Here is a 21,522-nt window from a genome sequence, read left to right as displayed (position 1 = left end):
GCAACCTCTCAGGCGGTCAGTGCGAGGAACACGTCGTCGAGCGTGGGCCGGTGGGACGAGACCCGCTCCGGCATCAGCCCGTTGTCACGCAGTACGTCGAGGACCTGGTGCAGATGCGCCGCCGTACCGTCCGACGGCACGTTCAGCACCAGTTGGTCGACCACTCCGTTCAGTACGCCGGCAGCCTTCAGCAGCTGCACCTCGTCGGTGAAGCGCAGTTCGATCCGCTCGCCACCGATCTGGGTCTTCAGCGCGTCCGCAGTACCACTGGCGACGATCCGGCCGTGGTCGAGCAGCACGATCCGGTCGGCGAGCCGGTCCGCCTCCTCCAGGTACTGCGTGGTGAGCAGGATCGTCGTACCGTCGCGGACCAGTTCCGCGATCGCGTCCCACATCGCGAACCGGCTGGCCGGGTCGAGCCCGGTCGTCGGCTCGTCGAGGAAGATCACCCGTGGCCGCGCGATCAGGCTCATCGCCAGGTCGAGCTTGCGCCGCATGCCGCCGGAGTACGTCTTCACGTGCCGGCCCATCGCGTCGGTGAGCCCGAACTGTTCCAGCAACTCCGTCGTACGCCGCCGCGCGGTCCGCCGGCCGAGGTGCATGAGCCGGCCGACCATCACCAGGTTCTCCCGCCCGGTCTGGTTCTCGTCGACCGCGGCGTACTGCCCGGTCAGGCTGATCACGCCGCGGACCCGGGCCGGTTCGCGAAGTACGTCGTACCCCGCGATCGTCGCCGTACCGGAATCCGGGCGGGTCAGTGTGGTCAGGATCCGCACCGTGGTGGTCTTGCCGGCGCCGTTCGGGCCCAGTAACGCGAGCACCGATCCCTCCGCGACGCTCAGGTCGACCCCGGTCAGTACCTCGGTCGCACCGTACGACTTCCGCAAGCCGGTCGCCTTGACGATCATCGTCCCCTCCTTACTGCGTATCCAATACGCTAAATAGCGTAGCAGGTACGCAGTAAGGGTTGGCAAGGCCTAAACTGACCCGGTGGAGAACAACGAGCTGCCGGCCGACGTCGCGCTGATGTGGCGGCTGCGGGAGACGCCGCGGCGCGGGCCGAAACCGTCACTGACGCTCGACGACATCGTCGCGTCGGCGATCGCGATCGCCGACGCCGAAGGCCTCGCCGCCGTCTCGATGGCGCGGGTCGCCGAGCGGCTCGGCAACTCGACGATGGCGCTGTACCGGCACGTGAAGAGCAAGGACGACCTGCTCGTGATCATGTCCGACGCCGCGATCGAGCGTCCGGAGCCGATGCCCGAGGGCGTCGACTGGCGGACCGGGCTGACGTTCTGGGCGGACGGCGTACTGACCGCGATCCGGCGGCACCCGTGGTACGCGAAGGTGCCGATCTCCGGTCCGCCGGCCGGTCCGAACAACCTCGCCTGGTTCGACTCCGCACTCGGCGTACTGGCGGACACCGGTCTGCCGGAGGAGGCGAAGGTCGGCGTGGTGATGGGGCTCATCACCTACGTGCAGGGTCAGATCCGGATGGCGTTCGACCTGGCGGCGGGCTACGCCGACAACCCGGATGCCTTTCGGCGGTTCGGGGCGACGCTGCGAAAGGTCGCGGATCCGCGGGTCTATCCGGCGGTGGTGCGCACGGTCGAGGCCGGGGTGTTCGACGAGGTGGGGAGCTTCGAGGAGGACAACGAGGCCGACTTCGACTTCGGCCTGCAGCTCTACCTGGACGGGGTCGCCGCGTTCATCGACCGGGTTGGATGATCGCGTCGGCCGCCGAGGCCGTCGCCGCGATCAGATGGGCGTTGCGTTCGTCGGACCCGTACGTGCGTTCGTGTGCTTCCTCGGGTGATCTGCCGAACGCCCGATGCCGCGCCTCGAGGCGGGCGTGACGGAGCTCCTCGGGTACTTCGACGTACCAGCACTGATCGAGCAGGCTGCGGACGGTCGACCAAGGCGCCTCGTCGAGCAGCAGGTAGTTGCCCTCGGTCAGAACCAGCGTGACCTCCGGCGCGATTCCGATGCTCGCGGCGATCGAGTCCTCGATGCTGCGATCGAAGCGCGGCGCCCAGATCTGCTCGTCCGGTGATTCCTTCAACCGCCTGAGGAGCGCGACGAAGCCGTACCCGTCGAAGGTGTGCGGCGCGCCCTTCACGTCCGCAAGTCCTTCGGTTTCCAGAACCGACTGTGCCAGGTGGTATCCGTCCATCGGCACGAGCGCGACCTTGTGCCCGTCGGCGGTCAGCTTCGCGGCGAGCTGTTCGGCGTACGTCGACTTGCCCGCCGCCGGCGCCCCGGTGATCCCCAGGATCTGCCGCCGCCCGCGGGTCGCCAACTCGACGGCACGGTCGTAGGCAGCGGCTGAATCCATGCTGGGGATCCTAAGCCAGGTAGCCGTCCGGGCGGATGAGGATCTCGTCGCCCGGCTGGGCGTGGTAGATCGCGAACGCCTCGGGTGAGGTGATGTCGACCGAGTGCGGGTGGGTCGGTGCGGTGGTGGGGGAGAAGCGCAGCAGGGTTTCGTGTGGGCCGCGGAACAGTTCGAAGAGGCGTACCTTGTTGCCTTCGGCATCGACCAGTGGTGCGTCCGGCGCCCGGTCGCCCGAGGTGAGCGGGCGGGTGTCCGACGGGTCCCGGTACGAGACGTCCAGCTGGCGGGTGTTCTCGCCGCGCTCGAGCGCCGACTCGTCGCCGTCGACGTGCTTCTGCATCAGGTCCTCGCTGATCCCGAGCACGCGCTCCGCGTTGGTCCGGCGCTCGGTCTCGTACGTCGCCAGGACCTCTTCGCGACCGTCCGCGAGTTTCCAGCCGAGGTTGTACGCGTCCTGGACGCCGGTGTTCAGGCCCTGGCCGCCGGTCGGCGGGTGGACGTGGGCGGCGTCGCCGGCGATGAAGACGCGGCCGACCCGGAACTTCGCGGCGAGCCGCACGTTCGGACGCCACACGGTCGACCAGGTGAGGTCGCGGAGCTTCGCCGTACCCGGGCCGGCGTACTTGTCGACCAGCGCCTGCAGGCCTTCGAGCGAGGTGTCCGCGTCGTCGCCGTCGAGCGGCGCGCCGAACTGGAACTGGTCGCCGCCGCTCAGCGGAGTCATCGCGATGCCGGCCATCGGGTTGTCCTTCGAGGCGAACCAGTAGCCGTACTCGTGGTCGAGTCCGTCCGCCGCGACATCGCCGAGCAGCGTGCGGATCGACTCGTCGGTGGTGCCCTCGAAGGCGATCCCGAGATGCTTGCGGACGAAGCTCTTCCCGCCGTCGGCGCCGACCAGGTAGTCAATGGTGAGTGTCTCGCCGGTGGACAGCTCGGCGGTGACCTCTCTTGCGGTCTGGGTGAAGCCGGTGATCGCGGTGTTCAGCTCGACGCTGACGCCGTACTCCGCGAGTTTGTCGCGGAGGATCTGCTCGGTGCGGGACTGGCCGAGCATCCGCGCGTTCGGGTACGGGATGTCCGGTGTGGGTTCGACCGGGTCGGCCATCCGGCGCTCCCCGAACGGCTGACCGCTGATGACGATCTTCATCAGCGGGATCGGCAGGCTCTGGGCCAGAACCTCGTCGAGGACGCCGAGGTCCTCGAACACCTCCAGGGTCCGCGGCTGCAGGCCGTCGCCGCGCGATCCGTTGAAGAACTCGGTCGCCTTGTCGATCACCCGGACCGCGATCCCACGCCGGGCCAGCTCGATCCCGAGGGTCAAGCCGGTCGGTCCGGCACCCGCGATCAGGACGTTCATCGTGGTCTCCTTGACTGAATTATGATTCACTGAATTCAGATTCAGTTTGCCCAGAGCTAGGGTTCGCTGTCAAGGAGGTACGTCGTGACGGACACGGTGAGCCGCCGGCAACGGGCGGCCGGGACCGAGGTGGCGCTGAAGCAGGCCGCGCGCGAGGTCTTCGCCGAGCGCGGGTACCTGAACACGAAGATCACCGACATCACCGCGGCGGCGGGTCGCGCGACGGGGTCGTTCTACAACCACTTCGCGAGCAAGGAAGAGCTGCTCGAGGCGCTGCTGCGCGACATGCTCGCGGCCGCCGACGAGGCGGTCGTCGATGTCGCCGGGCACGACGCGGACTTCAGCAAACTGTCGGCGATCCGGTGGCATGTGGCGGCGTTCTGGCGGTTCTACCAGGCGCATCTGCCGGAGATGGTCGCGGTGAAGCAGGCCGCGATGGTGGACCCGGAGCTGGGGCGCCGGCTGCAGCAGATCATGGCGGACGACGACCAACACATGATCGAGCACTTCTCACATCTGCCGAACCCGCCGGCCGAACCGCTGGTGATGATCTCCGCGATGAACGCGCTGATGGAGGGCTTCGCCTACACCTGGCTCGTCGTCAACCCGTCCAACGGTGAGACGATCACCGACGAGGAAGCCATCGACACCCTCACCAACCTCCTGCACCACGGGCTGGCGGGGTAGGGCGGACGCCCACCACTCAGCAAGCCGGGCTGACCCGCGGCGGTCACGCTTGGGCGCGCCTCACCAGGGCTCGGCAGGTGAGGTTGGTGAGTGGTGCAGGTCCGCGGTCAGTCCTCGGGTGGGGCTTCGGCGCCTTCGCTTTCGTCGCGGTCGGCCCACTCGATCAGTGTGTCGAGTGAGTAGACGTTGTCGTCGATCGTGGCGTGCAGGTCGCCGAGTTCGGCGTACCGCTGCGGGACCGTCGCGATCGTGAAGTCCTTCGGGTTCACGTCGTCGATCTCGTCCCAGCGGATCGGGGTCGACACGGTGCCTTCGGGGTTGCCGCGCACGGAGTACGCGGCCGCGATCGTGTGGTCGCGGGCGTTCTGGTTGAAGTCCACGAAGACCAGCCGTGGGTCGCGATCCTTGCGCCACCACGTGGTCGTCACGTCGTCCGGAGCCCGCCGCTCCACCTCCCGCGCGAACGCGAGCGCGGCCCGCCGTACGTCGGAGAAGCCGTACGCCGGCTCGACCCGGACGTAGATGTGGATGCCGCTGCCGCCGGAGGTCTTCGGGTAGCCGACCGCGCCGAGCTCGTCGAGTACTTCGTGGACGGTGTGCGCGACCCGGCGTACCCGATCGAACGGGCAGTCAGGCATCGGGTCGAGGTCGATGCGCCACTCGTCAGGCTTCTCGGTGTCGGCGCGCCGGGAGTTCCACGGGTGGAACTCGACGGTCGACATCTGCACCGCCCAGGCGACGTGGGCGATCTCGGTGACGCACAGCTCGTCGGCGGTCCGGTTGTACCGCGGGAACTTGACCCGGACCGTCTCCATCCACGGCGGCGCTCCGTGCGGCAGCCGCTTCTGATGCACCTTCTCGCCCGCGACACCTTCCGGGAACCGGTGCATCATGCACGGCCGCTCCCGGAGCGCGTTGACGATCCCGTCCCCGACGGACAGGTAGTACTTCACCAGATCCAGCTTGGTCTCACCACGCGCGGGAAAGTACACCCGGTCCGGATTAGAAACCCGAACCGTCCGCCCGCCAACCTCGAGCTCAATCGCCGGAGACTTCGCTTTCCCAGCCATGCACCCAAACTAACGGGCGCCGGGGACAACTCGCGTCAACCACACTGCCAGGTAAAGGCAACCTCACCGAAGTTCCCGGCCTCGAGGTCGGCCGGCCGGATCAGGAAGTAGAGCTTTCCGACGTCGCCCCACATCATGCCCGAATCGTCGTCGGTGTCGACCTGGAGGAGCAGTTGCCAGCCACGCTCGTGCTCTTCGAACTCCGGGCTCTCGTAGTCGATATCGCGCACGCCGGAGCGATGCAACGAACCGATGGCGAGGTCCATCTCGACGGCGCTCTGCTCGGGGAAAGCATGACCGCCGACCAGGTGGTTCGGCGCCACGTACCCACGCTGGTGAAGCGCATCGTAGAGCGCGTCCACGGGCTCCGGCGGTAGGCCTGGCATGGGCTGCTCGAGTCCGTGGTCGGCCCACAATCGACGGAGCTCCACGTGTTCCCAGATCGGCCATGTCAGCGTCGGGATCGGAGTCAGCGCGATCGAGCGAAAGGGCTTCAGCCCGGAGGGCGCCGGGGTGACGATCGGAGTGAGTTCTGGCGGCGCGTCGGCCTCCCGATCGAACCAGAGGGTCCGAATGCCCTCCATCGTCTCGGGATCCCAGGTGCCGACCGTCGACCGGTAGTTGTCGAACTGTCCGTCGAAGTAGAAGAACGACAGCCGGCCGGACGCGGGCAACCCGAGATGCGGCAGTATCGGCGCGAGCTTTGCGCAGTCGAGACTCATGATGTGGCTCAACGGCCCGTGTCCGGCCCAGAAAGGCCAGGAGTTGATCGGCAGCATCGGTAACCCGCCGAGCTGCCCCACGACAAGATCGCCTGGTTGAGCGTGGGCGAGCCGAACGGCCGGAGCCAGATGCTCCAGCCAAGCCTGCGCGAGCCTTGGTCCGAGGTGGTGCCGGGCCAGCTCCGCGAGTTCGTGGTACGTCGGCTCCGATTCGCCCTGATGCACCCGAAGGTCAGGGCTGGGATCGTCGTCCGCTGTCTCGACTGGGGTCTGCCAGATCGTCCCGTCGGGCTCCGACACGAGTGTGTAAACCTCTACGTCGCGGTGGTACTCGTCGCGCTCGTGGACCGTGACTCGGAGCTGCCCGTTGTCCCCGACGGTCGGTGCGCTTGCTCCCCAGCTTCGTGAGGCGAGTGCTGCCGACCGAAAGAACTCGTTCTTCATGGCCTCGGTCCGAGACCTTGCCTCGTCCAGAAGTGCCTGACGGCGGGCCATCAGGTCGTCGTACCGGTCGTTCATCGTCAGGCCAGGCGGGTGAGCCAGTTGCGGGTGTCTGGGGTGCGGCCGTACTGGAGGTCGAGGAGGGTGGTGCGGATCTTGGTGGTGACCGGGCCGACGCCGTGGTCGACGGAGTGGTCGCCGATGGTGAGGTCGCCGTCGGGCCAGGCGACGCGGCCGATCGGGGTGATGACCGCGGCGGTGCCGGAGGCGAAGACCTCGGCGATGTCGCCGGAGCGGACGCCGTCCTTCCACTCGTCGGCCGAGATGCGGCGCTCCTCGACCGGGTGGCCGAGGTCGGCGGCGAGCTCGAGCACCGACGCCCGGGTGACGCCTTCGAGGATCGAACCGTTCAGTTCGGGTGTCGCGATCCGGCCGTCGGCGTACACGAAGAACATGTTCATGCTGCCGATCTCCTCGAGCCACTTGTGCTCGACCGCATCGACGAACGCGACCTGCTCGCAGCCGTTCGCGACCGCTTCGGCCAGGCCGGCGAGGCTGGACGCGTAGTTGCCGCCGCACTTGGCCGCGCCGGTCCCGCCCGGCGTTGCCCGGATCGTCGAGGTGGTCAGCCAGATGGACACCGGCTTGGGGCCGGTATTGAAGTACGGGCCGGCGGGGGAGGCGATCACGCCGAACAACACCTCGTGAGCGGGCCGGACGCTCAGGGCGGCTTCGGTGGCGATCATGTACGGCCGCAGGTACAGGCTGGTCTCGCCGTCCTCGGCCGACGGGACCCAGGCCTCGTCGACGGTCACCAGCGCGCGCAGGGCCGCGACGAACTCGTCCTCCGGCACCTGCGGTAGCGCGAGCCGCGCCGCGCTCGCCGAGAACCGGGCGGCGTTCCGATCCGGGCGGAACGCCCACACCGAGCCGTCCGCGTGCCGGTACGCCTTCAGGCCTTCGAAGATCTCCTGCGAGTAGTGGAAGACAGCAGCCGCAGGGCTGAGCGACAGCGGTGCGTACGCCGTGACCTTCGAGCCCTGCCAGCCGCCGTCCACTGTCCAGTTCGCGACGACCATGTGGTCGGTGAACGACTGTCCGAACGCCGGATCCGCAAGCACGGCCGCCCGGGCCTCCGCACTGGCCGGATCGCTGCGCAGCTCGACCGCGAAGTCCCACGCGTCTGTCACTACCGTTGCCTGCTGTTCACCTGTCACTCGCCGCACGCTACCCCTGCTCTCATCTCCAGCTCGACCCGCCGCCCACACTCCGACCACTCCGGTACGCCGACCGCGCCAGCAGCTGCCGTAACTCAGCAGCACCGGGCTCTGCTTGTACGACGTGCAGCACGCGATCGCCGGCGTCGTACACGAAGGAGTCGTGCCACTCGTCCGGCAGCTCGACCAGGACCCGGAGTGCTGTGGCCAGGCCGGCCGCGGTCTCGCCCGCGACCACCAGGCACTCGGCCAGGGACAGGTCGAGTCGTGCGCGTTCGCCGATCCAGCTGTCCGGGCAGAGCTCCCTGGCTCGCTCCAGCAGGACGCAGCCCGCAGTGCCGTACCCCAGCAGGGTGCAGACTCGTCCCTCAGCCCAGTGCAACTGGTACGGCCGCGCTTCCGGGGTGAGCTCGTCGCCGACGCCGATCAGCTCCTGCAGGGCACGGTGCGCCTCGTGAGTCCGCCCGAGCTCGGCAAGGACGAGCGCCTGCGCTGTCCGCGGCACGCAACCTGCCGCGCCCGGTGCTTGCCGGTCGAGCGCGATCGATTCGTCCGCGAGCTCCAGCAGCTCTGCCAACGGACGCCGCTCGGCCAGACCGGTGATGACGTCCCTGGCCCGCACGAGCGCCGGCAGCGGGCCTTCGGCGATGCTGTCCGCGGCCGTGCGTGCGGCCCACCACCAGCGCCTGGCAGTGTGTCGCTCACCCAGCCTGGCGAGGGTCTCGGCGGTCAGCATGCTCAGCTCGGCTGCCTCCGCACCGTCGGCGCCCTGCATCTGCCGCACCAGCTCCGGGAGCAGTGCGGCCGGTGGAACACTGCGGAAGTCGTCGGGCCTCGGTCCGCCGGAACCGAGTGTCGCGACCAGCCCTCGCCACGCTGTCTCCAACGGGTCGGCCTCCGGTCGGAGCTGATCCGCGCGGGCGGGCCTTCGCTCGAAGGCGGCAGTCAGTCGGCCTTGAGTGCCGAGCTCCCGGTCGCAGAGCCGGGCCAGGTCCGCCGAGCCGGGCCGCTGCCCGCGCTCCACCTGCGACAGATAGCTGTGGTCGTACCCGACCCGTGCTGCGAGTTGGCGCAGGCTCAGACCGACCGCCTGCCGGCACTGCCGCAGCAACGGGCCGAACGATGTCCCAAACGATGTCCCAATCGGTGTCTCGGTCACAGGACCACCCCGTTCGCGCTTCGAGCTCATGTGGTGCGTGCCGGACAAGCTACAAGCCCTCGCCGACAAAAACCGTGGAAAACAAGGGCATGTGGGCTGTGGGCTGTTCCCACAGCCCACAGCCCACACCTGTTGTGCGCACTGCGTTCTGGGCGAACCTGAGCAGGTGAACACGCTGAAGCGACAGGCTCGCCTCTTCCGTCTGGTCCGGCCCATCGCCGCCCCTGGTTCCCGGATGCTCGCGGAAGGTGCGGAGTGGTCCGATGGTGCCGTTGCGCTCAGGTGGCTCGGCCGCTGGTCGAGCACCTCGACCTGGGACGGCATCGAGTCACTGCTGGCGGTTCACGCCGCCGGCGACGGCACCCGGCTGCACTGGCTCGACCCGCCGCCGGTCCGGCCGGCCGCACCACCTCCCGAGCCGCAGGAGCAGACGGTCTGGCTGCCGGCGCCGGCTCCTGATGGCCGCTGCTCACGCTGCGGCCGTCCGTGGCCCTGCCTCGACTGCGGTCCTTAGCTGTCGGACAGGTTCGCCCCTGGGCGGTTCCCGACAGCGTCGGATACCCGCCGTCGTCACGCATTGACCAGGAGTTATGGAACATCTCTACTAAATGGCTATGCGATGGCTTGCGGTGGTTCTCGGGGTTCTGGTGGCCGGCATTGCTGTGCCTGCGCAGGCCGCGAACATTCTGGACAACCCCGGTTTCGAGACCGGCACGCTGAGCGGCTGGTCGTGCTCTGGCGGCTCTGTCGTCAGTACGCCGGTACGCACCGGCGGGCATGCGCTGAACGGGGCGGTGACGAGCTCCGACTACGCCCAGTGCAGTCAAACCGTGTCGGTGCAGCCGAACACGGCGTACACGCTGTCGGCCTGGGTGCGCGGGTCGTATGTCTATCTCGGTGTCGCGGGCGGCGTCTCCACCTGGACGCCGGCCGCGCCGAGCTACACCCAGCTGAGCCTGTCCTTCACGACAGGTGCGAGTCAGACGTCCGCACAGATCTACGTGCACGGTTGGTACGGCCAGTCGGCGTACCAGGCCGATGACTTCACTCTGGACGGTCCGGGCGGTGTGCCGGGTGCTCCGAGCGCGCCTGGTACGCCAACAGTCACCAGCAGCACCACCTCGTCCATTGAGCTGAGTTGGCCGGCCTCCACGGGCACCGTCACCGGCTACCGCGTCTATGAGGGTGCGAGCGTCGTACAAACGGTCACTGGTACGACGGCGACGGTCAGCGGGCTCGCAACGTGCAGCAGTCACTCCTACTCGGTGGCGGCGTACAACAGCGCCGGTGAGTCGGCCAAGTCGGCAGCTGTGGCGGCCAGGACAGCAGGCTGCACAAGCGCCGGGCTGGCGAAGCATGCGTTGATCGGCTACCTGCACGCGAGCTTCGCGAACGGGTCCGGGTATGTGCGGATGGCTGACGTGCCGGACCAGTGGGACATCGTCAACCTGGCCTTCGGCGAGCCCACGAGCGTCACCTCGGGGGACATCAGGTTCAACAGGTGTCCGGTCAGCGAGTGCCCGAACGTGGAGAGCGACGCTGAGTTCGCAGCAGCCATCAAGGTCAAGCAAGCCGCGGGTAAGAAGGTGCTGATCTCGATCGGCGGTGCGAACGGGCAGGTGCAGCTGACCACCGCCGCGGCCCGGGATGCGTTCGTCAGTTCGGTGAGCGCGATCATCGACCGCTACGGCCTGGACGGGCTCGACATCGACTTCGAAGGACACTCGCTCTATCTGAACGTGGGCGACACCGACTTCCGCAACCCGACGACACCCGTGATCGTCAACCTGATCTCGGCGCTGAAGACCCTGAAGGCGAGGTACGGCGCGAACTTCGTGCTGTCGATGGCGCCGGAGACGTTCTTCGTGCAGGTCGGCTACCAGTTCTACGGCGGCTCCAGCGGCGGCGACAATCGGACCGGCTCGTACCTGCCGGTGATCCACGCGCTGCGCGACGCGCTGACCGTGCTGCACGTCCAGGACTACAACTCCGGCCCGGTGATGGGGCTCGACAACCAGTACCACACCATGGGCGGCGCCGACTTCCACATCGCGATGACGGACATGGTCAAGGCAGGCTTCCCGGTGGCGAACACCGGTCAGACGTTTCCGGGACTGCGCGACGACCAGATCGGTTTCGGGCTCCCGGCGGCGGTCAGCGCAGGCAACGGCTACACCGCCCCGGCAGCCGTGCACGACGCGCTCGACTGCTTGGTGAAGGGCCAGAACTGCGGCGGCTACAGCCTTCGCGGCGGGACCTCGCCGGGCTTCCGCGGGCTGATGACGTGGTCGATCAACTGGGACAAGTACTACAACTGGGAGTTCCAGAACAGCCACGCGCCGTACCTCGACGCCCTCCCATAGGCCGCCCCTCGCGCCCGGTTCGCGAATCAGCCCTTCGCGAACCGGGCACGGGCCTGTGGATTACCGATCCCGGTTTGTAGGGTTCCGCTGGTATGAAGGACGCATGACAGCGTCAACGACCCGCTCGGTGATCCTCACCGTCGACGACGATCCCGGCGTTTCCCGGTCGATCGCCCGTGACCTCCGCCGTCGGTACGGCGAGGAGAACCGCATCGTCCGGGCGGAGAACCCGGTGCAGGCGCTCGACGCGCTGAAGGAGCTGAAGCTCCGTGGTGAACCCGTCGCGCTGCTGCTGGCCGACTACCGGATGCCCCAGATGTCCGGGATCGAGTTCCTCGAGGCCGCGATGGACCTGTTCCCGCTGGCCCGCCGGGTGCTGCTGACGGCGTACGCCGACACCGACGCCGCGATCCAGGCGATCAACGTGGTCGACCTGGACCACTACCTGCTGAAGCCGTGGAACCCGCCGGAGGAGAAGCTGTATCCGGTGGTCGACGCGATGCTCGACCTGTGGCGGTCGACCCCGGAGCCGTCCGGCGACGAGACCCGGGTGATCGGGCACCGCTGGTCGGCGCCGTCGTTCGCGGCCCGCGACTTCCTCGCCCGCAACGCGGTCCCGTACCGCTGGCTGAACGTCGACGACGACGAGGCGAGACGCCTGCTCGACGCCGCGGACGTGGACGGTACGACGCTGCCGGTCGTGATCACGCCCGACGCCACGGTGATGGTCGCGCCGTCCGAGGCTGAACTGGCCCAGAAGGTCGGTCTGTCGACGGCGCCGGCGAAGGACTTCTACGACCTGGTCGTGGTCGGCGGTGGCCCGGCGGGCCTCGGTGCGGCGGTGTACGGCGCCAGCGAGGGTCTGCGGACCGTGCTGGTCGAGCAGGTGGCGACCGGCGGACAGGCCGGCCAGTCGAGCCGGATCGAGAACTACCTGGGCTTTCCGGACGGGGTGTCCGGCGCGCAGCTGACGGACCGGGCCCGGCGGCAGGCCGTCCGGTTCGGGGCCGAGCTGCTGACGACGCGGCAGGTCGTCGGGCTCGAGACGCTCGGGAACGCCCGCCGGCTGCGGTTCGCCGACGGCAGCGAGATCTCGGCGCACTCGGTGATCCTGGCGACCGGCGTCTCGTACCGGACGCTCCAGGCGCCGGGTGTCGACGATTTGTGCGGTCGCGGTATCTACTACGGCTCGGCCACCACCGAGGGTCCGGCGTGCGCCGGCGCCGAGGTCTACATCATCGGCGGGGCGAACTCGGCCGGTCAGGCAGCGGTCTATTTCTCGAGGCATGCGAAACGCGTGCATATGCTGGTGAGAGGACCATCGCTCACCGCGACGATGTCGTCGTACCTCATCGACCAGATCGACGGGATCGACAACATCGAGGTGCACACCTGCACGCAGGTCGTTTCCTGTATGGGCTCGGAGCACCTGGAACACCTCACCCTGCTGAACAGCGAGACCGGGGAGAAGCGTGAGGTGAACACGGAATGGATGTTCGTGTTCATCGGCGCGGCCCCGCGGACGGACTGGCTGCCCGGTGACCTGCTCCGCGACGACCGAGGCTTCGTGCTCACCGGACCCGACCTGCACGGCAGACCGCCGGGCTGGCCGCTCGACCGGGAGCCGTACCACCTGGAGACGAGTATGCCGGGCGTGTTCGCCGCGGGCGACGTACGGGCCGAGTCGGTGAAGCGGGTTGCCTCCGCGGTCGGCGACGGAGCGATGGCCGTGACACTGGTGCACCGATACCTGGAGATGCTCTGATGACCGATCAAGCTGTCAAGCGGCTGACGCCCGACGAGCTGCGGACGCTGTTCCTCTTCGAGAGCCTCACCGAGGAGCAGCTCGAGTGGCTGTCCAACGCCGGGTACGTCGAGGACGTGCACGACGGGATCGTGTTCAACGAGGGTGACGAGGCGACCTGCTGCTACGTCCTGCTCTCCGGCGAGATCCGGCTCTGCAAGCTGTCGCACGGCGAGCTCGTGGAGATCAACCGGACCGGCCAGCGCGGGGTGTACTCCGGTGCGTTCAACGCGTTCTTCGGCGCCAACGACCACAAGTCGTACACGGCGACGATGCAGGTGACCCAGCCGTCGGCGTTCTTCGTGATCAGCGCCGAGACGATGGCGACGATGATGAACACCTGGTTCCCGATGGCGGTGCACCTGATCGAGGGCTTCGTGATGGGTGCGCGCCGGACCAACGAGACGATCGGGGAGCGCGAGCGGTTGCTTGCCCTCGGCTCCTTGTCCGCGGGTCTGACCCACGAGCTGAACAACCCGGCCGCCGCCGCGGTCCGGGCCGCGGCGACCCTGCGGCAGCGGGTGTCCGGGATGCGGTCGAAGCTGGCGATGCTCGCCGACGGCACCCTCGACGCGACCAAGCTGCACCAGATCGTCGCGTTGCAGGACGACGCGGTCGAGCGGCTGGAGAAGAACAAGGACAAGGACATCCCGCCGATGGAGTTGTCCGACCGCGAGGACACGCTGACGGACTGGCTCGACGACCACGACGTCCAGGCCAGCTGGGACGTGGCGCCGGTGCTCGCCGCCGCGGGCCTCGACGTGCCGTGGATGGAGAACGTGCTGGCCGCGGTCGGCCCGAGGTACCTCGAGGGCGCCGTGCGATGGCTGATGTACACCATCGACACCGAGTCCCTGATGAACGAGATCGACGACTCCGTGACCCGGATCTCGACCCTCGTCGGCGCCGCCAAGCAGTACTCGCAGATCGACCGGGCGCCGTACCAGACCGTCGATCTGCGGGAGCTGCTGAAGTCGACGCTGGTGATGATGTCCGGCAAGCTGCAGGGGTACGAGATCGTCAAGGACTTCGATCCCGAGCTGCCCGCGATCCCGGCGTACGCCGCGGAGCTCAACCAGGTGTGGACGAACATCATCGACAACGCGGTCAGCGCGATGGGCGGATCCGGGACGCTGACGATCCGCACCCGCCGGGACGGCGCCTACGCGGTCGTCGAGATCGGCGACACCGGACCGGGCATCCCCGACGAGATCCGGCGCCGCATCTTCGAGCCGTTCTTCACCACCAAACCGATCGGCGAAGGCACCGGCCTGGGCCTCGACATCTCCTGGCGCATCGTCGTGAAGAAACACCACGGCGACCTCCGCGTCGAGTCCGAACCGGGCCGCACCGTCTTCAAGATCGTCCTGCCCCTCGACCCCGAACGCGAACTGGAGTCCGACCCGGCACTTCTTGCTTAGGGCAACCAGTCCGCGATGGCCGTGACGACTGCCGGGTCCAGGTGGCCGGGGAGTTGGTAGTCGGTCATTGTCGACGGACCCTCGCCGGCGAAGAAGACGTGGTTGTCGGCGTCGAGGATGGTGATCGTGGCATTCGGGAGGCCGGCGCGCCAGGCTGGGAGGTCGTCGGTGACGGTGACCTGGTAGTCGCGACCGCCTTGCAGGACGAGGATCGGTACGTCGAGCTTCGCGGCCGTCTCGACCGGGTCGTATGCGCGCTGGTCCAGCCAGAACGACGCCGGTGCGCCGAACGGCAGGTCCGCGGCCGGGGTGTCCGGTGACACGTTGTCGGCCGCGACCGCTTGCCGTTCGAAGAGCGCGACGGTCTCGGGTGGTACGGCCTCGGGATTCGTCTGCATCAGGTAGCGCACGACGCGGACGGCCGCATGCTGCATGGGCTGGGTGTCACCGGCCATGATCACGACGCCGGCGACCAGCGGTTCCTCGGCGGCGAGCTTCGGTGCGATCTTGCCGCCCATGCTGTGACCGACGAGGACGACCTGGTCGACGTGCTCGGCGAGCAGCCGTACGGCGGCGCTCCCGTGCGGGACGTACTCCGCGGTCATCGTGTACCCCGGCTCGGCCATCGCTTCGGGCCGGTTCGCGGTGATCTTGTCGAAGCGCAGGATCGCGACGCCCTTCGTTGCCAGGCCCCAGGCGAGGTCCTTGAGCGGCTTGTTCGGTCCACTGGTCTCGTCGCGATCGAACGGACCACCGCCGGTCAGCAGTACGGCGCCGCGCCCGGTCGGTCGCGCGGGTAGCGTCAACGTGCCGGGGACGGTTCGGCCGGCCGCGTCGAGGGTGATGTCGTGCTCGGTGAACGCGGCCGGATCGGCGTACGGCGGGGGAGTCCAGGTCATCGGCTTACCTTTCTCATGATTTGAGAAAGGTAGCATGGCATGAGATTGTTGCGCCATGGGTCCGTTGGAGCTGCTGGGGCATCCGGTGCGGTTGCGGATCGTGCACGCACTGCGCGGTGGCCGGGGGCTGACGACCGCCGAGCTGGGGGAGCGGATCGCGGACGTGTCGAAGGCGACGCTGTACCGGCATGTCGAGTTGCTCGCCGAGGGTGGCATCCTCGAAGTCGCAGAGGAGCGGCGGGTGCGGGGCGCCGTCGAGCGACGCTTCCGGTTGCGGGTCGCGTCCGCGTCGATCACGCCGGAGCAGCTCGAACAGCTGACCGTCGAGGATCATCGGCGCGGGTTCGCCGCGGCGATGGCGGCGCTGGTCGCGGAGTTCAACGCGTACGTCGAGCGCGACGGAGCCGACCCGATCGCGGACCTCGTCGGCTACCGCCAGCACGGCATCTGGCTGACCGAAGCCGAACTGCACCAACTGATCGAGGGCCTGCGCGCCGCGATCCTCCCAGCCCTGTCGAACGAGGCGACCCCGGAGCGCTCCCGCTACCTCCTCAGCCCGATCCTCTTCCCCACCGAAGGCGACTGACCGTCCATCCGACTCACTTTGTGCACCGGCTTAGTTGACGTATGCCGTTATGGGCATATGATGGCGGGATGGCACGGGCAGCGACGACCTCGGACGTGTTCAACGCGATCGCCGAGCCGCAGCGCCGGGAGATCCTGGTGCTGCTGCGGGCGGGTGAGCGGCCGGTGACCGAGCTGGCCCAGGAGCTGGGGATGACTCAGCCGGGGGCGTCCAAGCACCTGCGGGTGCTCCGGGAGGTCGGACTGGTGCGGGATCGCAAAGCAGGCAAGCAGCGGCTGTACGGCCTGGACGCCCGCGGGCTGCGACCGGTCCACGAGTGGGTCGGCGGGTTCGAGCGGTTCTGGAACGAGAGCTTCGATCGGCTGGACGCGTACGTGCAGGACCTGAAGCAGACACGGCTGGAGGAATAGCTGATGAGCACAACGGGACGGGGAGCGCCGACCGCGACAGGGCGAGGGATGCCGGCCCAGACCGCCACGGCGGAGCGGGAGATCGTGATCTCGCGGGTCATCGACGCTCCACGGGAGTTGGTGTTCGAGGCGTTCACCGAGGTCCGGCACCTGTCGCAGTGGTGGGGGCCGGATGGGTTCACCACGACCACGCGGTCCTTCGAGTTCCGCGTCGACGGGGTGTGGGACTTCGTCATGCACGGGCCGGACGGGACGGCTTACGCCGAGTGGATCACTTGGACCGAGATCGCCGCGCCGGAGCGGATCACGTTGCTGCACGGTGAATCCCGCGATGATCCGAATCCCTTTGAATCGGTTTTGACGTTCGCGTCCGACGGTGGGGCGACGCGGCTCGAGATGCGTACGGTGTTCCGCACCAAGGAACTGCGAGATGAGGCGGTCGAGAAGTATGGCGCGGTCGAGGGTGGTCGGCAGACGCTGGGCAAGCTGGCTGCGTACGTCAGCTCGCGAGGGGAGGGCTGATGGCGGGGAAGGTGTTCTTCGGGGTATCCATGTCGGTGGACGGGTTTATTGCGCCGGACTCGCCTGAGGAGTTGATGGGGAAGCAGTGGATGGAGTTGCAGCGGTGGGTGTTTCCGTTGCGGTTCTTCCGGGAGAACCTGAAGCTCGGCAAGGGCGGTGAGGAGGGGCGCGACAACGACATCGCGCGGGAGACGTTCGAGCGCACTGGTGCGACCGTGATGGGCAAGCGGATGTTCGACGCCGGCGAGCGGATGTGGCCGGAGGAGGCGCCGTTCCATACGCCGGTGTTCGTGGTGACGCACGAGAAGCGTGTCCCGTGGGAGCGGCCGGGTGGTACGACGTTCCACTTTGTCAACGACGGGATCGAGGCGGCCCTTGAGCAGGCGCGTGAGGTGGCCGGTGAACGTGACGTGCGGATCGCGGGTGGTGGGGAGACGATCCTCGAATACCTGAACGCCGGGTTGATCGACGAGTTCTCGATTGCGTTGTCGCCGGTGCTGTTCGGCTCCGGGATCCGCTTGTTCGAGGGTGTGGACGCGGGGCGGATCGCCCTGGAGCAGGTGCGCGCCGAACACTCGCCAAGGGTCACGCACCTGACGTACTCGGTCAGGGAACGCTAGGCGAACTGCGCCGACCGGATCGCCCAATCACTGCCGCTGACAACCTTCGCCGGAGGGCTGGCAGTTGTTGGGAGTGCGCCGACGTGGCGGGGCCGTTGAACAGGCTATTTCTCCTCCACCCCCACCATTTCCTGTGCACTGCACGTCGGCGAGCGGGCGCGGGCCGGGCGCGGGTATGGCGCGGGTTGTTAGCGGAGGGCGGTGCCTTGGGTGTGGGTCAGGAGGGTCAGGTCTTGGCGGGTGGGGAGGGATTCCCAGTCGCCGTACGCCGTGACGCAGAAGGCGCCTGAGGTGGTGGCGCGGGTGAGGCGGGCGTCGGGGGCGAGGTTGTCGAGGGTGGCGGAGAGGTAGCCGGAGACGAACGCGTCACCCGCTCCGATGCTGTCGACAACAGTCACGGGAAGCGCCGGGCTGTGAATCGTGTGCGTCTCAGACGATGGCGTGGTTTTGGTGTGGGACCAGGCGCCCTTGCCGCCGGCGGTTACGACGACGGTGTTGACGGTGTTGAGTAGGTCGGCGACTGGGTCTTCGGCGTCGGTGAGGAGGTTGAGTTCGTCGTCGGAGGCAAAGACGGTGTGGAGGTGGGGGAGGAGTTCGCGTAGTGCGGTGGCTGCTTCGGGGCGGGTCCAGAGGCGGGCGCGGTAGTTCACGTCGAGTGAGACCTGGATGCCCGCTGCGAAGGCCGTGCATACGGCGGCCAACGTCGCGGCACGTGCTGTGTCGGAGAGTGCGGGCGTGATCCCGGTGACGTGGAGCAAGGTCGGAGCCAACGCGCTAATAGCCGCCGTAGTCTCGTCCGGCGTGAGAGTGGACGCGGCCGATCCGCGGCGGTGGTAGCTCACGCGGGTGATGTCGTGTGACGGCTGGTCGAACGCGATGAACCCGGTGAACGCGTCGTCGGCGAACCGGATCCGGGTACCGACGTTCTCGGCACGCAGCGTCCGCTCGATCAGCCGCCCCGGCTCGTCGTTGCCCACGGCACTCAGCCAGGTGACGTCGTGCCCGAGCCGCGCGACACCGATCGCCACGTTGCTCTCCGAACCCGCGATCGAGAGCTGCGCGTCCCCACCGAGCCGCATCGGCCGAGCGGTCCGCACCGACACCATCGTCTCGCCGAACGTCAGCAATTCGGTCATTTCGTTACTCCGTTCAGTACAACGAGGGCGACCGTCCGATCGCCGCGTTGGCCGGCATCGTCCCCCAGCCGAGCCCCATTTGCCTGGTCCACCCACCAAATGTGGGGTTCCGGACCGTGGTGGAGGGTCCGGAACCCCCGACTTGGTGGGTGGACCAGCCAAATTGGCTGGGCAACCAGGCAAATTGGCTGGTGGGCCAGGGAAATTCGACGGGTGGGGGCTCCTTGGGGGTCAGACGTTGAGGGCGGTGCGGAAGGTGCTGGCTCGGATGGCCAGTTCGGAGAGGGAACCGCCGGTGGTGGCGTCGCCGAGGAGGGGGGAGCCGACGCCGACTGCGAGGGCGCCGGCGGCGAGGTACTTCGGGGCGGAGACCGCGTCGATGCCGCCGACCGCGAGGAGCGGTGCGTCGGGGAGAGGTGCGCGGAGTTCGGACAGGTAGCCGGGGCCGTGGACCTTGGCGGGGAAGATCTTGACGGCGGTGGCGCCGAGGTCCAGAGCGGCCACCACCTCGGTCGGCGTGAGCGCGCCGCACAGCAGCGGCAGGCCGAGTTCGACCGAGCGGTGGGCGCCGCGCGTGATCGCGGGCGTCACGGTGAAGTCGGCCCCCGCAGCGGCGACCTCGTCGGCCTGCGCCGCGGTGACGACCGTGCCGGCACCGATCAAGACAGAAGCGTCGTACTGCGCCCGCGCCTTCGCGATCGCCTCGATGCCGCCGGGCGTGGTGAGCGAGACCTCGAGTGCCGTGATGCCGGCCTCGACGAGGGTCTGGAGGCAGGCGAAGGCGGTGTCCGCCCCGTCGGCGCGGATGATCGCGAGCAGTTTCCGGCTCCGGAGTTCGGCAAGCAGATCCATAATCCCCAACCTATGTGATCGATCCAGACATAGGACGTCCCATGAGCTCTGGCGTGGACGCCGAATGTGTGGCTAAATTCCGAAGTAGACAACCGCCCCGTTGTTTACTTTCAGGAGGCATCCGCTCATGCCTAAGCTCAAAGCCCTGCTCATGGCCCTCGCGCTGGCCGCGCTGACCATCCCGGCACCAACCGCCGAAGCTGCCATCACCACTACAGTTCTGTTCAACAAAGGGGACGCCGGATTCGGCTGCTATCGCATCCCCGCGATCGTGAAGACCAAGGCCGGCACGCTGCTCGCGTTCGCCGAGGCCCGCCGCGCGTGGTGCGCGGACTCCCAGGAGATCGACCTCGTACTGCGCCGTTCGGAGGACGACGGCCGCACCTGGTCGGCGACCCAGACGGTCCTCTCCGGCACCGACACCGACCCGAACGCGGTCGCCACCCGCGGCAACCCGGCGCCGATCGTCGACTACGAGACGGGCCGGATCGTGCTGCTGAGCACGATGGACCCCGGTACGACGAGCCGCCCGCGTACGCCGTACGTCCAGGTCAGTGACGACGACGGGAAGACCTGGAGCACGGCGAAGAACATCGGCGGCCAGATCGACGACCCGGCCTGGGGCTGGTACGCGACCGGGCCGGTGCACGGTATCCAGCTCACCCGCGGCGCCCATGCCGGCCGCCTCGTCGCGGGCACCAACTACGACAACGGCGCCGGCCAGAACGCCGGTCAGCTCGTGTACAGCGACGACCACGGCGAGACCTGGCACAAGGGCGCGACCGACCTTCGCTCGGACGCCACACCGCAGGAGATCAGCGTCGTCGAGAAGGTCGACGGCGGTGTGTACGCCGGTGCGCGCAACAACGCCGGTACGTCGGGCGCGAGCCGGATGGCCGCGGTCAGCAACGACGGCGGTCAAACGTTTGCCGCGCCGTTCGCCACGATCGCCGGCCTGACGACGCCGGTCGTCCAAGGGTCGCTCCAACGTTTGCGTGCAGTCGACCAGGGCGACAAGTACAACCGCCTCCTGTTCGCGGCGCCCGCGGATCCCGATCGGCGCAGATACATGACGATCAGGTCCAGCTTCGACGAGGGTAAGACCTGGCAAACCGTTGCCGAGGGCACCCGAATCACCAGCGACTGGTCCGGGTACTCCGACCTGGCGATCCTCGACACCGGCGAGATCGGTCTGCTGTACGAGGGCGGCACGGTCGACGCCCGTGACCAGATCCGCTTCGCCCGCTTCACCGAGACCGACATCGGCCACCCGGACGCGCCGCTCGGCGGTCCGACGACACCGGATGTGTCCGGCCTGCACAACGACAGTTACCTGCGCGGTGGCACCACGGCCGTGACCGGCAAGTTCGGGCAGGCGAGAGATCTCGACGGCGTCGACGACGCGATTCAGCTCCCGTTCGCCGAGTCGCTCGCGGTCGGCGCAGGTGACTTCACCGCGATGGCGTGGATCAAGTACGGCGCCAGCACGACACCGCAGGCGATCTTCTGGGGCTACAACATCAACGAGTTCTCGCAGTTCTGGCTGCGCGCCGAGCCCGCGGACAGTCGCATCCGCGGCCTGATCACCACCGGCGGCAACACGGCCGCGGTCCAGACCACGAAGGCCTACAACGACAACGCCTGGCATCACGTCGCCCTGCAACGCAAGGCCGGTACGCTCTCGATCTGGGTCGACGGTACCCAGGCCGCGAGCGTCACGGCCCCGACCGGATCGGTCAGCCCCGGCCGGCCCTTCAAGATGTACGTCGGGCAACGCCTGGACGGCGCGCACCACTTCGATGGCTCGCTGGACGAGGTCCGGCTCTACAAGCGGGCCCTGACCGCGACCGAGCTCAACAGCATCCGTACCGCGAACAGCACCTCGGTGCCCAACGCCGTACTCGATCTGCCCCTCGGGTGA

Annotated in this window: 21 protein-coding genes; 11 read left to right on the top strand and 10 right to left on the bottom strand. The window is 68.2% G+C overall.

Features of this window, described 5'->3' with window-relative positions; translation table 11 throughout:
* Positions 1 to 8: 8 nt before the first annotated feature.
* Positions 9 to 908 (bottom strand): ATP-binding cassette domain-containing protein, encoded by a 900-nt coding sequence (locus E0H50_RS05290; RefSeq protein WP_131285392.1) that lies wholly within the window; start codon positions 906 to 908, stop codon positions 9 to 11.
* An 82-nt stretch (positions 909 to 990) separates the two neighbouring features.
* Here E0H50_RS05290 and E0H50_RS05285 point away from each other — a divergent pair, with 82 nt between their 5' ends.
* Positions 991 to 1,728: a TetR/AcrR family transcriptional regulator gene (locus E0H50_RS05285; RefSeq protein ID WP_238150782.1), complete on the top strand. Its 738-nt coding sequence runs from the start codon at positions 991 to 993 to the stop codon at positions 1,726 to 1,728.
* Here the strand turns inward: E0H50_RS05285 and E0H50_RS05280 are convergent.
* Positions 1,709 to 2,335: a nucleoside/nucleotide kinase family protein gene (locus E0H50_RS05280; RefSeq protein WP_131285390.1), complete on the bottom strand. Its 627-nt coding sequence runs from the start codon at positions 2,333 to 2,335 to the stop codon at positions 1,709 to 1,711. The two genes, E0H50_RS05285 and E0H50_RS05280, sit on opposite strands and share 20 nt — an antisense overlap.
* A 10-nt stretch (positions 2,336 to 2,345) precedes the next feature.
* Positions 2,346 to 3,692 (bottom strand): FAD-dependent monooxygenase, encoded by a 1,347-nt coding sequence (locus E0H50_RS05275; RefSeq protein ID WP_131285388.1) that lies wholly within the window; start codon positions 3,690 to 3,692, stop codon positions 2,346 to 2,348.
* Positions 3,693 to 3,776: 84 nt separating this feature from the next.
* Here E0H50_RS05275 and E0H50_RS05270 point away from each other — a divergent pair, with 84 nt between their 5' ends.
* Entirely contained in the window at positions 3,777 to 4,379 is a 603-nt protein-coding gene (locus E0H50_RS05270) for a TetR/AcrR family transcriptional regulator (protein ID WP_202868025.1), read from the top strand.
* Positions 4,380 to 4,486: 107 nt separating this feature from the next.
* Here the strand turns inward: E0H50_RS05270 and ligD are convergent, their stop codons facing one another.
* The 4 genes from ligD to E0H50_RS44175 are packed head-to-tail and all read right to left on the bottom strand — an operon-like array spanning position 4,487 to position 8,940.
* A complete protein-coding gene (ligD, locus tag E0H50_RS05265) occupies positions 4,487 to 5,449 on the bottom strand; it encodes a non-homologous end-joining DNA ligase (RefSeq protein ID WP_131285386.1) in 963 nt (320 codons plus the stop codon).
* Positions 5,450 to 5,484: 35 nt separating this feature from the next.
* A complete protein-coding gene (locus E0H50_RS05260; RefSeq protein ID WP_131285384.1) occupies positions 5,485 to 6,690 on the bottom strand; it encodes a YwqG family protein in 1,206 nt (401 codons plus the stop codon).
* A gap of 2 nt (positions 6,691 to 6,692) precedes the next feature.
* Entirely contained in the window at positions 6,693 to 7,838 is a 1,146-nt protein-coding gene (locus tag E0H50_RS05255; protein WP_131285382.1) for a branched-chain amino acid aminotransferase, read from the bottom strand.
* Between the two features lie 13 nt (positions 7,839 to 7,851).
* The gene (locus E0H50_RS44175) at positions 7,852 to 8,940 is read right to left on the bottom strand and encodes a helix-turn-helix domain-containing protein (protein ID WP_272948489.1); all 1,089 of its coding nucleotides are present in this window, start codon (positions 8,938 to 8,940) and stop codon (positions 7,852 to 7,854) included.
* Positions 8,941 to 9,154: 214 nt separating this feature from the next.
* On the opposite strand from E0H50_RS44175, the gene E0H50_RS42765 reads away from it, so the two are divergent.
* From E0H50_RS42765 to E0H50_RS44170, 4 genes are all read left to right on the top strand, one after another.
* Positions 9,155 to 9,502, top strand: coding sequence for a hypothetical protein (locus E0H50_RS42765; RefSeq protein WP_165547004.1), 348 nt, complete (start codon positions 9,155 to 9,157; stop codon positions 9,500 to 9,502).
* Between the two features lie 100 nt (positions 9,503 to 9,602).
* Positions 9,603 to 11,351, top strand: coding sequence for a chitinase (locus E0H50_RS05245; RefSeq protein ID WP_165547003.1), 1,749 nt, complete (start codon positions 9,603 to 9,605; stop codon positions 11,349 to 11,351).
* 103 nt (positions 11,352 to 11,454) lie between these two features.
* Positions 11,455 to 13,116, top strand: coding sequence for an FAD-dependent oxidoreductase (locus E0H50_RS05240; protein WP_131285376.1), 1,662 nt, complete (start codon positions 11,455 to 11,457; stop codon positions 13,114 to 13,116).
* Positions 13,116 to 14,576, top strand: a complete 1,461-nt coding sequence (locus E0H50_RS44170; protein ID WP_131285374.1) for an ATP-binding protein — start codon at positions 13,116 to 13,118, stop codon at positions 14,574 to 14,576. Before E0H50_RS05240 ends, E0H50_RS44170 begins: the two co-directional genes overlap by 1 nt.
* Here E0H50_RS44170 and E0H50_RS05230 read toward each other — a convergent pair.
* Positions 14,573 to 15,475 (bottom strand): alpha/beta hydrolase family protein, encoded by a 903-nt coding sequence (locus E0H50_RS05230; protein WP_202868023.1) that lies wholly within the window; start codon positions 15,473 to 15,475, stop codon positions 14,573 to 14,575. The two genes, E0H50_RS44170 and E0H50_RS05230, sit on opposite strands and share 4 nt — an antisense overlap.
* 55 nt (positions 15,476 to 15,530) lie before the next feature.
* Between E0H50_RS05230 and E0H50_RS05225 the strand changes: the two genes are divergently transcribed.
* The 4 genes from E0H50_RS05225 to E0H50_RS05210 all read left to right on the top strand — a co-directional run bounded on the left by E0H50_RS05225 (position 15,531) and on the right by E0H50_RS05210 (position 17,613).
* On the top strand, positions 15,531 to 16,061 hold the full coding sequence (locus E0H50_RS05225; RefSeq protein ID WP_131285370.1) for a helix-turn-helix domain-containing protein: 531 nt from the start codon (positions 15,531 to 15,533) through the stop codon (positions 16,059 to 16,061).
* Positions 16,062 to 16,129: 68 nt separating this feature from the next.
* A complete protein-coding gene (locus tag E0H50_RS05220) occupies positions 16,130 to 16,471 on the top strand; it encodes an ArsR/SmtB family transcription factor (protein ID WP_131285368.1) in 342 nt (113 codons plus the stop codon).
* Between the two features lie 3 nt (positions 16,472 to 16,474).
* A complete protein-coding gene (locus tag E0H50_RS05215; RefSeq protein WP_202868022.1) occupies positions 16,475 to 16,993 on the top strand; it encodes an SRPBCC family protein in 519 nt (172 codons plus the stop codon).
* Positions 16,993 to 17,613 carry a dihydrofolate reductase family protein gene (locus E0H50_RS05210; protein ID WP_131285366.1) on the top strand — a complete coding sequence of 207 codons (621 nt, stop codon included), beginning with the start codon at positions 16,993 to 16,995 and terminating at the stop codon, positions 17,611 to 17,613. The genes E0H50_RS05215 and E0H50_RS05210 overlap by 1 nt, the downstream gene beginning before the upstream one ends.
* 188 nt (positions 17,614 to 17,801) lie before the next feature.
* Here the strand turns inward: E0H50_RS05210 and E0H50_RS05205 are convergent, their stop codons facing one another.
* Positions 17,802 to 18,749 (bottom strand): sugar kinase, encoded by a 948-nt coding sequence (locus E0H50_RS05205; protein ID WP_131285364.1) that lies wholly within the window; start codon positions 18,747 to 18,749, stop codon positions 17,802 to 17,804.
* A 231-nt stretch (positions 18,750 to 18,980) separates the two neighbouring features.
* Complete coding sequence (locus tag E0H50_RS05200; RefSeq protein ID WP_131285362.1) at positions 18,981 to 19,601, bottom strand: bifunctional 4-hydroxy-2-oxoglutarate aldolase/2-dehydro-3-deoxy-phosphogluconate aldolase; 621 nt, start codon at positions 19,599 to 19,601, stop codon at positions 18,981 to 18,983.
* 127 nt (positions 19,602 to 19,728) lie between these two features.
* On the opposite strand from E0H50_RS05200, the gene E0H50_RS05195 reads away from it, so the two are divergent.
* Positions 19,729 to 21,522: a sialidase family protein gene (locus tag E0H50_RS05195; protein WP_131285360.1), complete on the top strand. Its 1,794-nt coding sequence runs from the start codon at positions 19,729 to 19,731 to the stop codon at positions 21,520 to 21,522.

The sequence above is a fragment of the Kribbella sindirgiensis genome (assembly GCF_004331435.1).
Classification (GTDB): Bacteria; Actinomycetota; Actinomycetes; order Propionibacteriales; family Kribbellaceae; genus Kribbella; species Kribbella sindirgiensis.
Note: the sequence above shows the minus strand (reverse complement) of the source record. Positions and strands in the feature narration are given on the sequence as shown.

Excerpts from the sequence above, each read along its gene's own strand:
- E0H50_RS05290 (WP_131285392.1), bottom strand. The coding sequence starts at position 908 with ATGATCGTCAAGGCGACCGGCTTGCGGAAGTCGTACGGTGCGACCGAG.
- E0H50_RS05280 (WP_131285390.1), bottom strand. The coding sequence starts at position 2,335 with ATGGATTCAGCCGCTGCCTACGACCGTGCCGTCGAGTTGGCGACCCGC.
- E0H50_RS05275 (WP_131285388.1), bottom strand. The coding sequence starts at position 3,692 with ATGAACGTCCTGATCGCGGGTGCCGGACCGACCGGCTTGACCCTCGGG.
- ligD (WP_131285386.1), bottom strand. The coding sequence starts at position 5,449 with ATGGCTGGGAAAGCGAAGTCTCCGGCGATTGAGCTCGAGGTTGGCGGG.
- E0H50_RS05260 (WP_131285384.1), bottom strand. The coding sequence starts at position 6,690 with ATGAACGACCGGTACGACGACCTGATGGCCCGCCGTCAGGCACTTCTG.
- E0H50_RS05245 (WP_165547003.1), top strand. The coding sequence starts at position 9,603 with ATGCGATGGCTTGCGGTGGTTCTCGGGGTTCTGGTGGCCGGCATTGCT.
- E0H50_RS05240 (WP_131285376.1), top strand. The coding sequence starts at position 11,455 with ATGACAGCGTCAACGACCCGCTCGGTGATCCTCACCGTCGACGACGAT.
- E0H50_RS44170 (WP_131285374.1), top strand. The coding sequence starts at position 13,116 with ATGACCGATCAAGCTGTCAAGCGGCTGACGCCCGACGAGCTGCGGACG.
- E0H50_RS05230 (WP_202868023.1), bottom strand. The coding sequence starts at position 15,475 with ATGACCTGGACTCCCCCGCCGTACGCCGATCCGGCCGCGTTCACCGAG.
- E0H50_RS05225 (WP_131285370.1), top strand. The coding sequence starts at position 15,531 with ATGGGTCCGTTGGAGCTGCTGGGGCATCCGGTGCGGTTGCGGATCGTG.
- E0H50_RS05220 (WP_131285368.1), top strand. The coding sequence starts at position 16,130 with ATGGCACGGGCAGCGACGACCTCGGACGTGTTCAACGCGATCGCCGAG.
- E0H50_RS05215 (WP_202868022.1), top strand. The coding sequence starts at position 16,475 with ATGAGCACAACGGGACGGGGAGCGCCGACCGCGACAGGGCGAGGGATG.
- E0H50_RS05210 (WP_131285366.1), top strand. The coding sequence starts at position 16,993 with ATGGCGGGGAAGGTGTTCTTCGGGGTATCCATGTCGGTGGACGGGTTT.
- E0H50_RS05205 (WP_131285364.1), bottom strand. The coding sequence starts at position 18,749 with ATGACCGAATTGCTGACGTTCGGCGAGACGATGGTGTCGGTGCGGACC.
- E0H50_RS05200 (WP_131285362.1), bottom strand. The coding sequence starts at position 19,601 with ATGGATCTGCTTGCCGAACTCCGGAGCCGGAAACTGCTCGCGATCATC.
- E0H50_RS05195 (WP_131285360.1), top strand. The coding sequence starts at position 19,729 with ATGCCTAAGCTCAAAGCCCTGCTCATGGCCCTCGCGCTGGCCGCGCTG.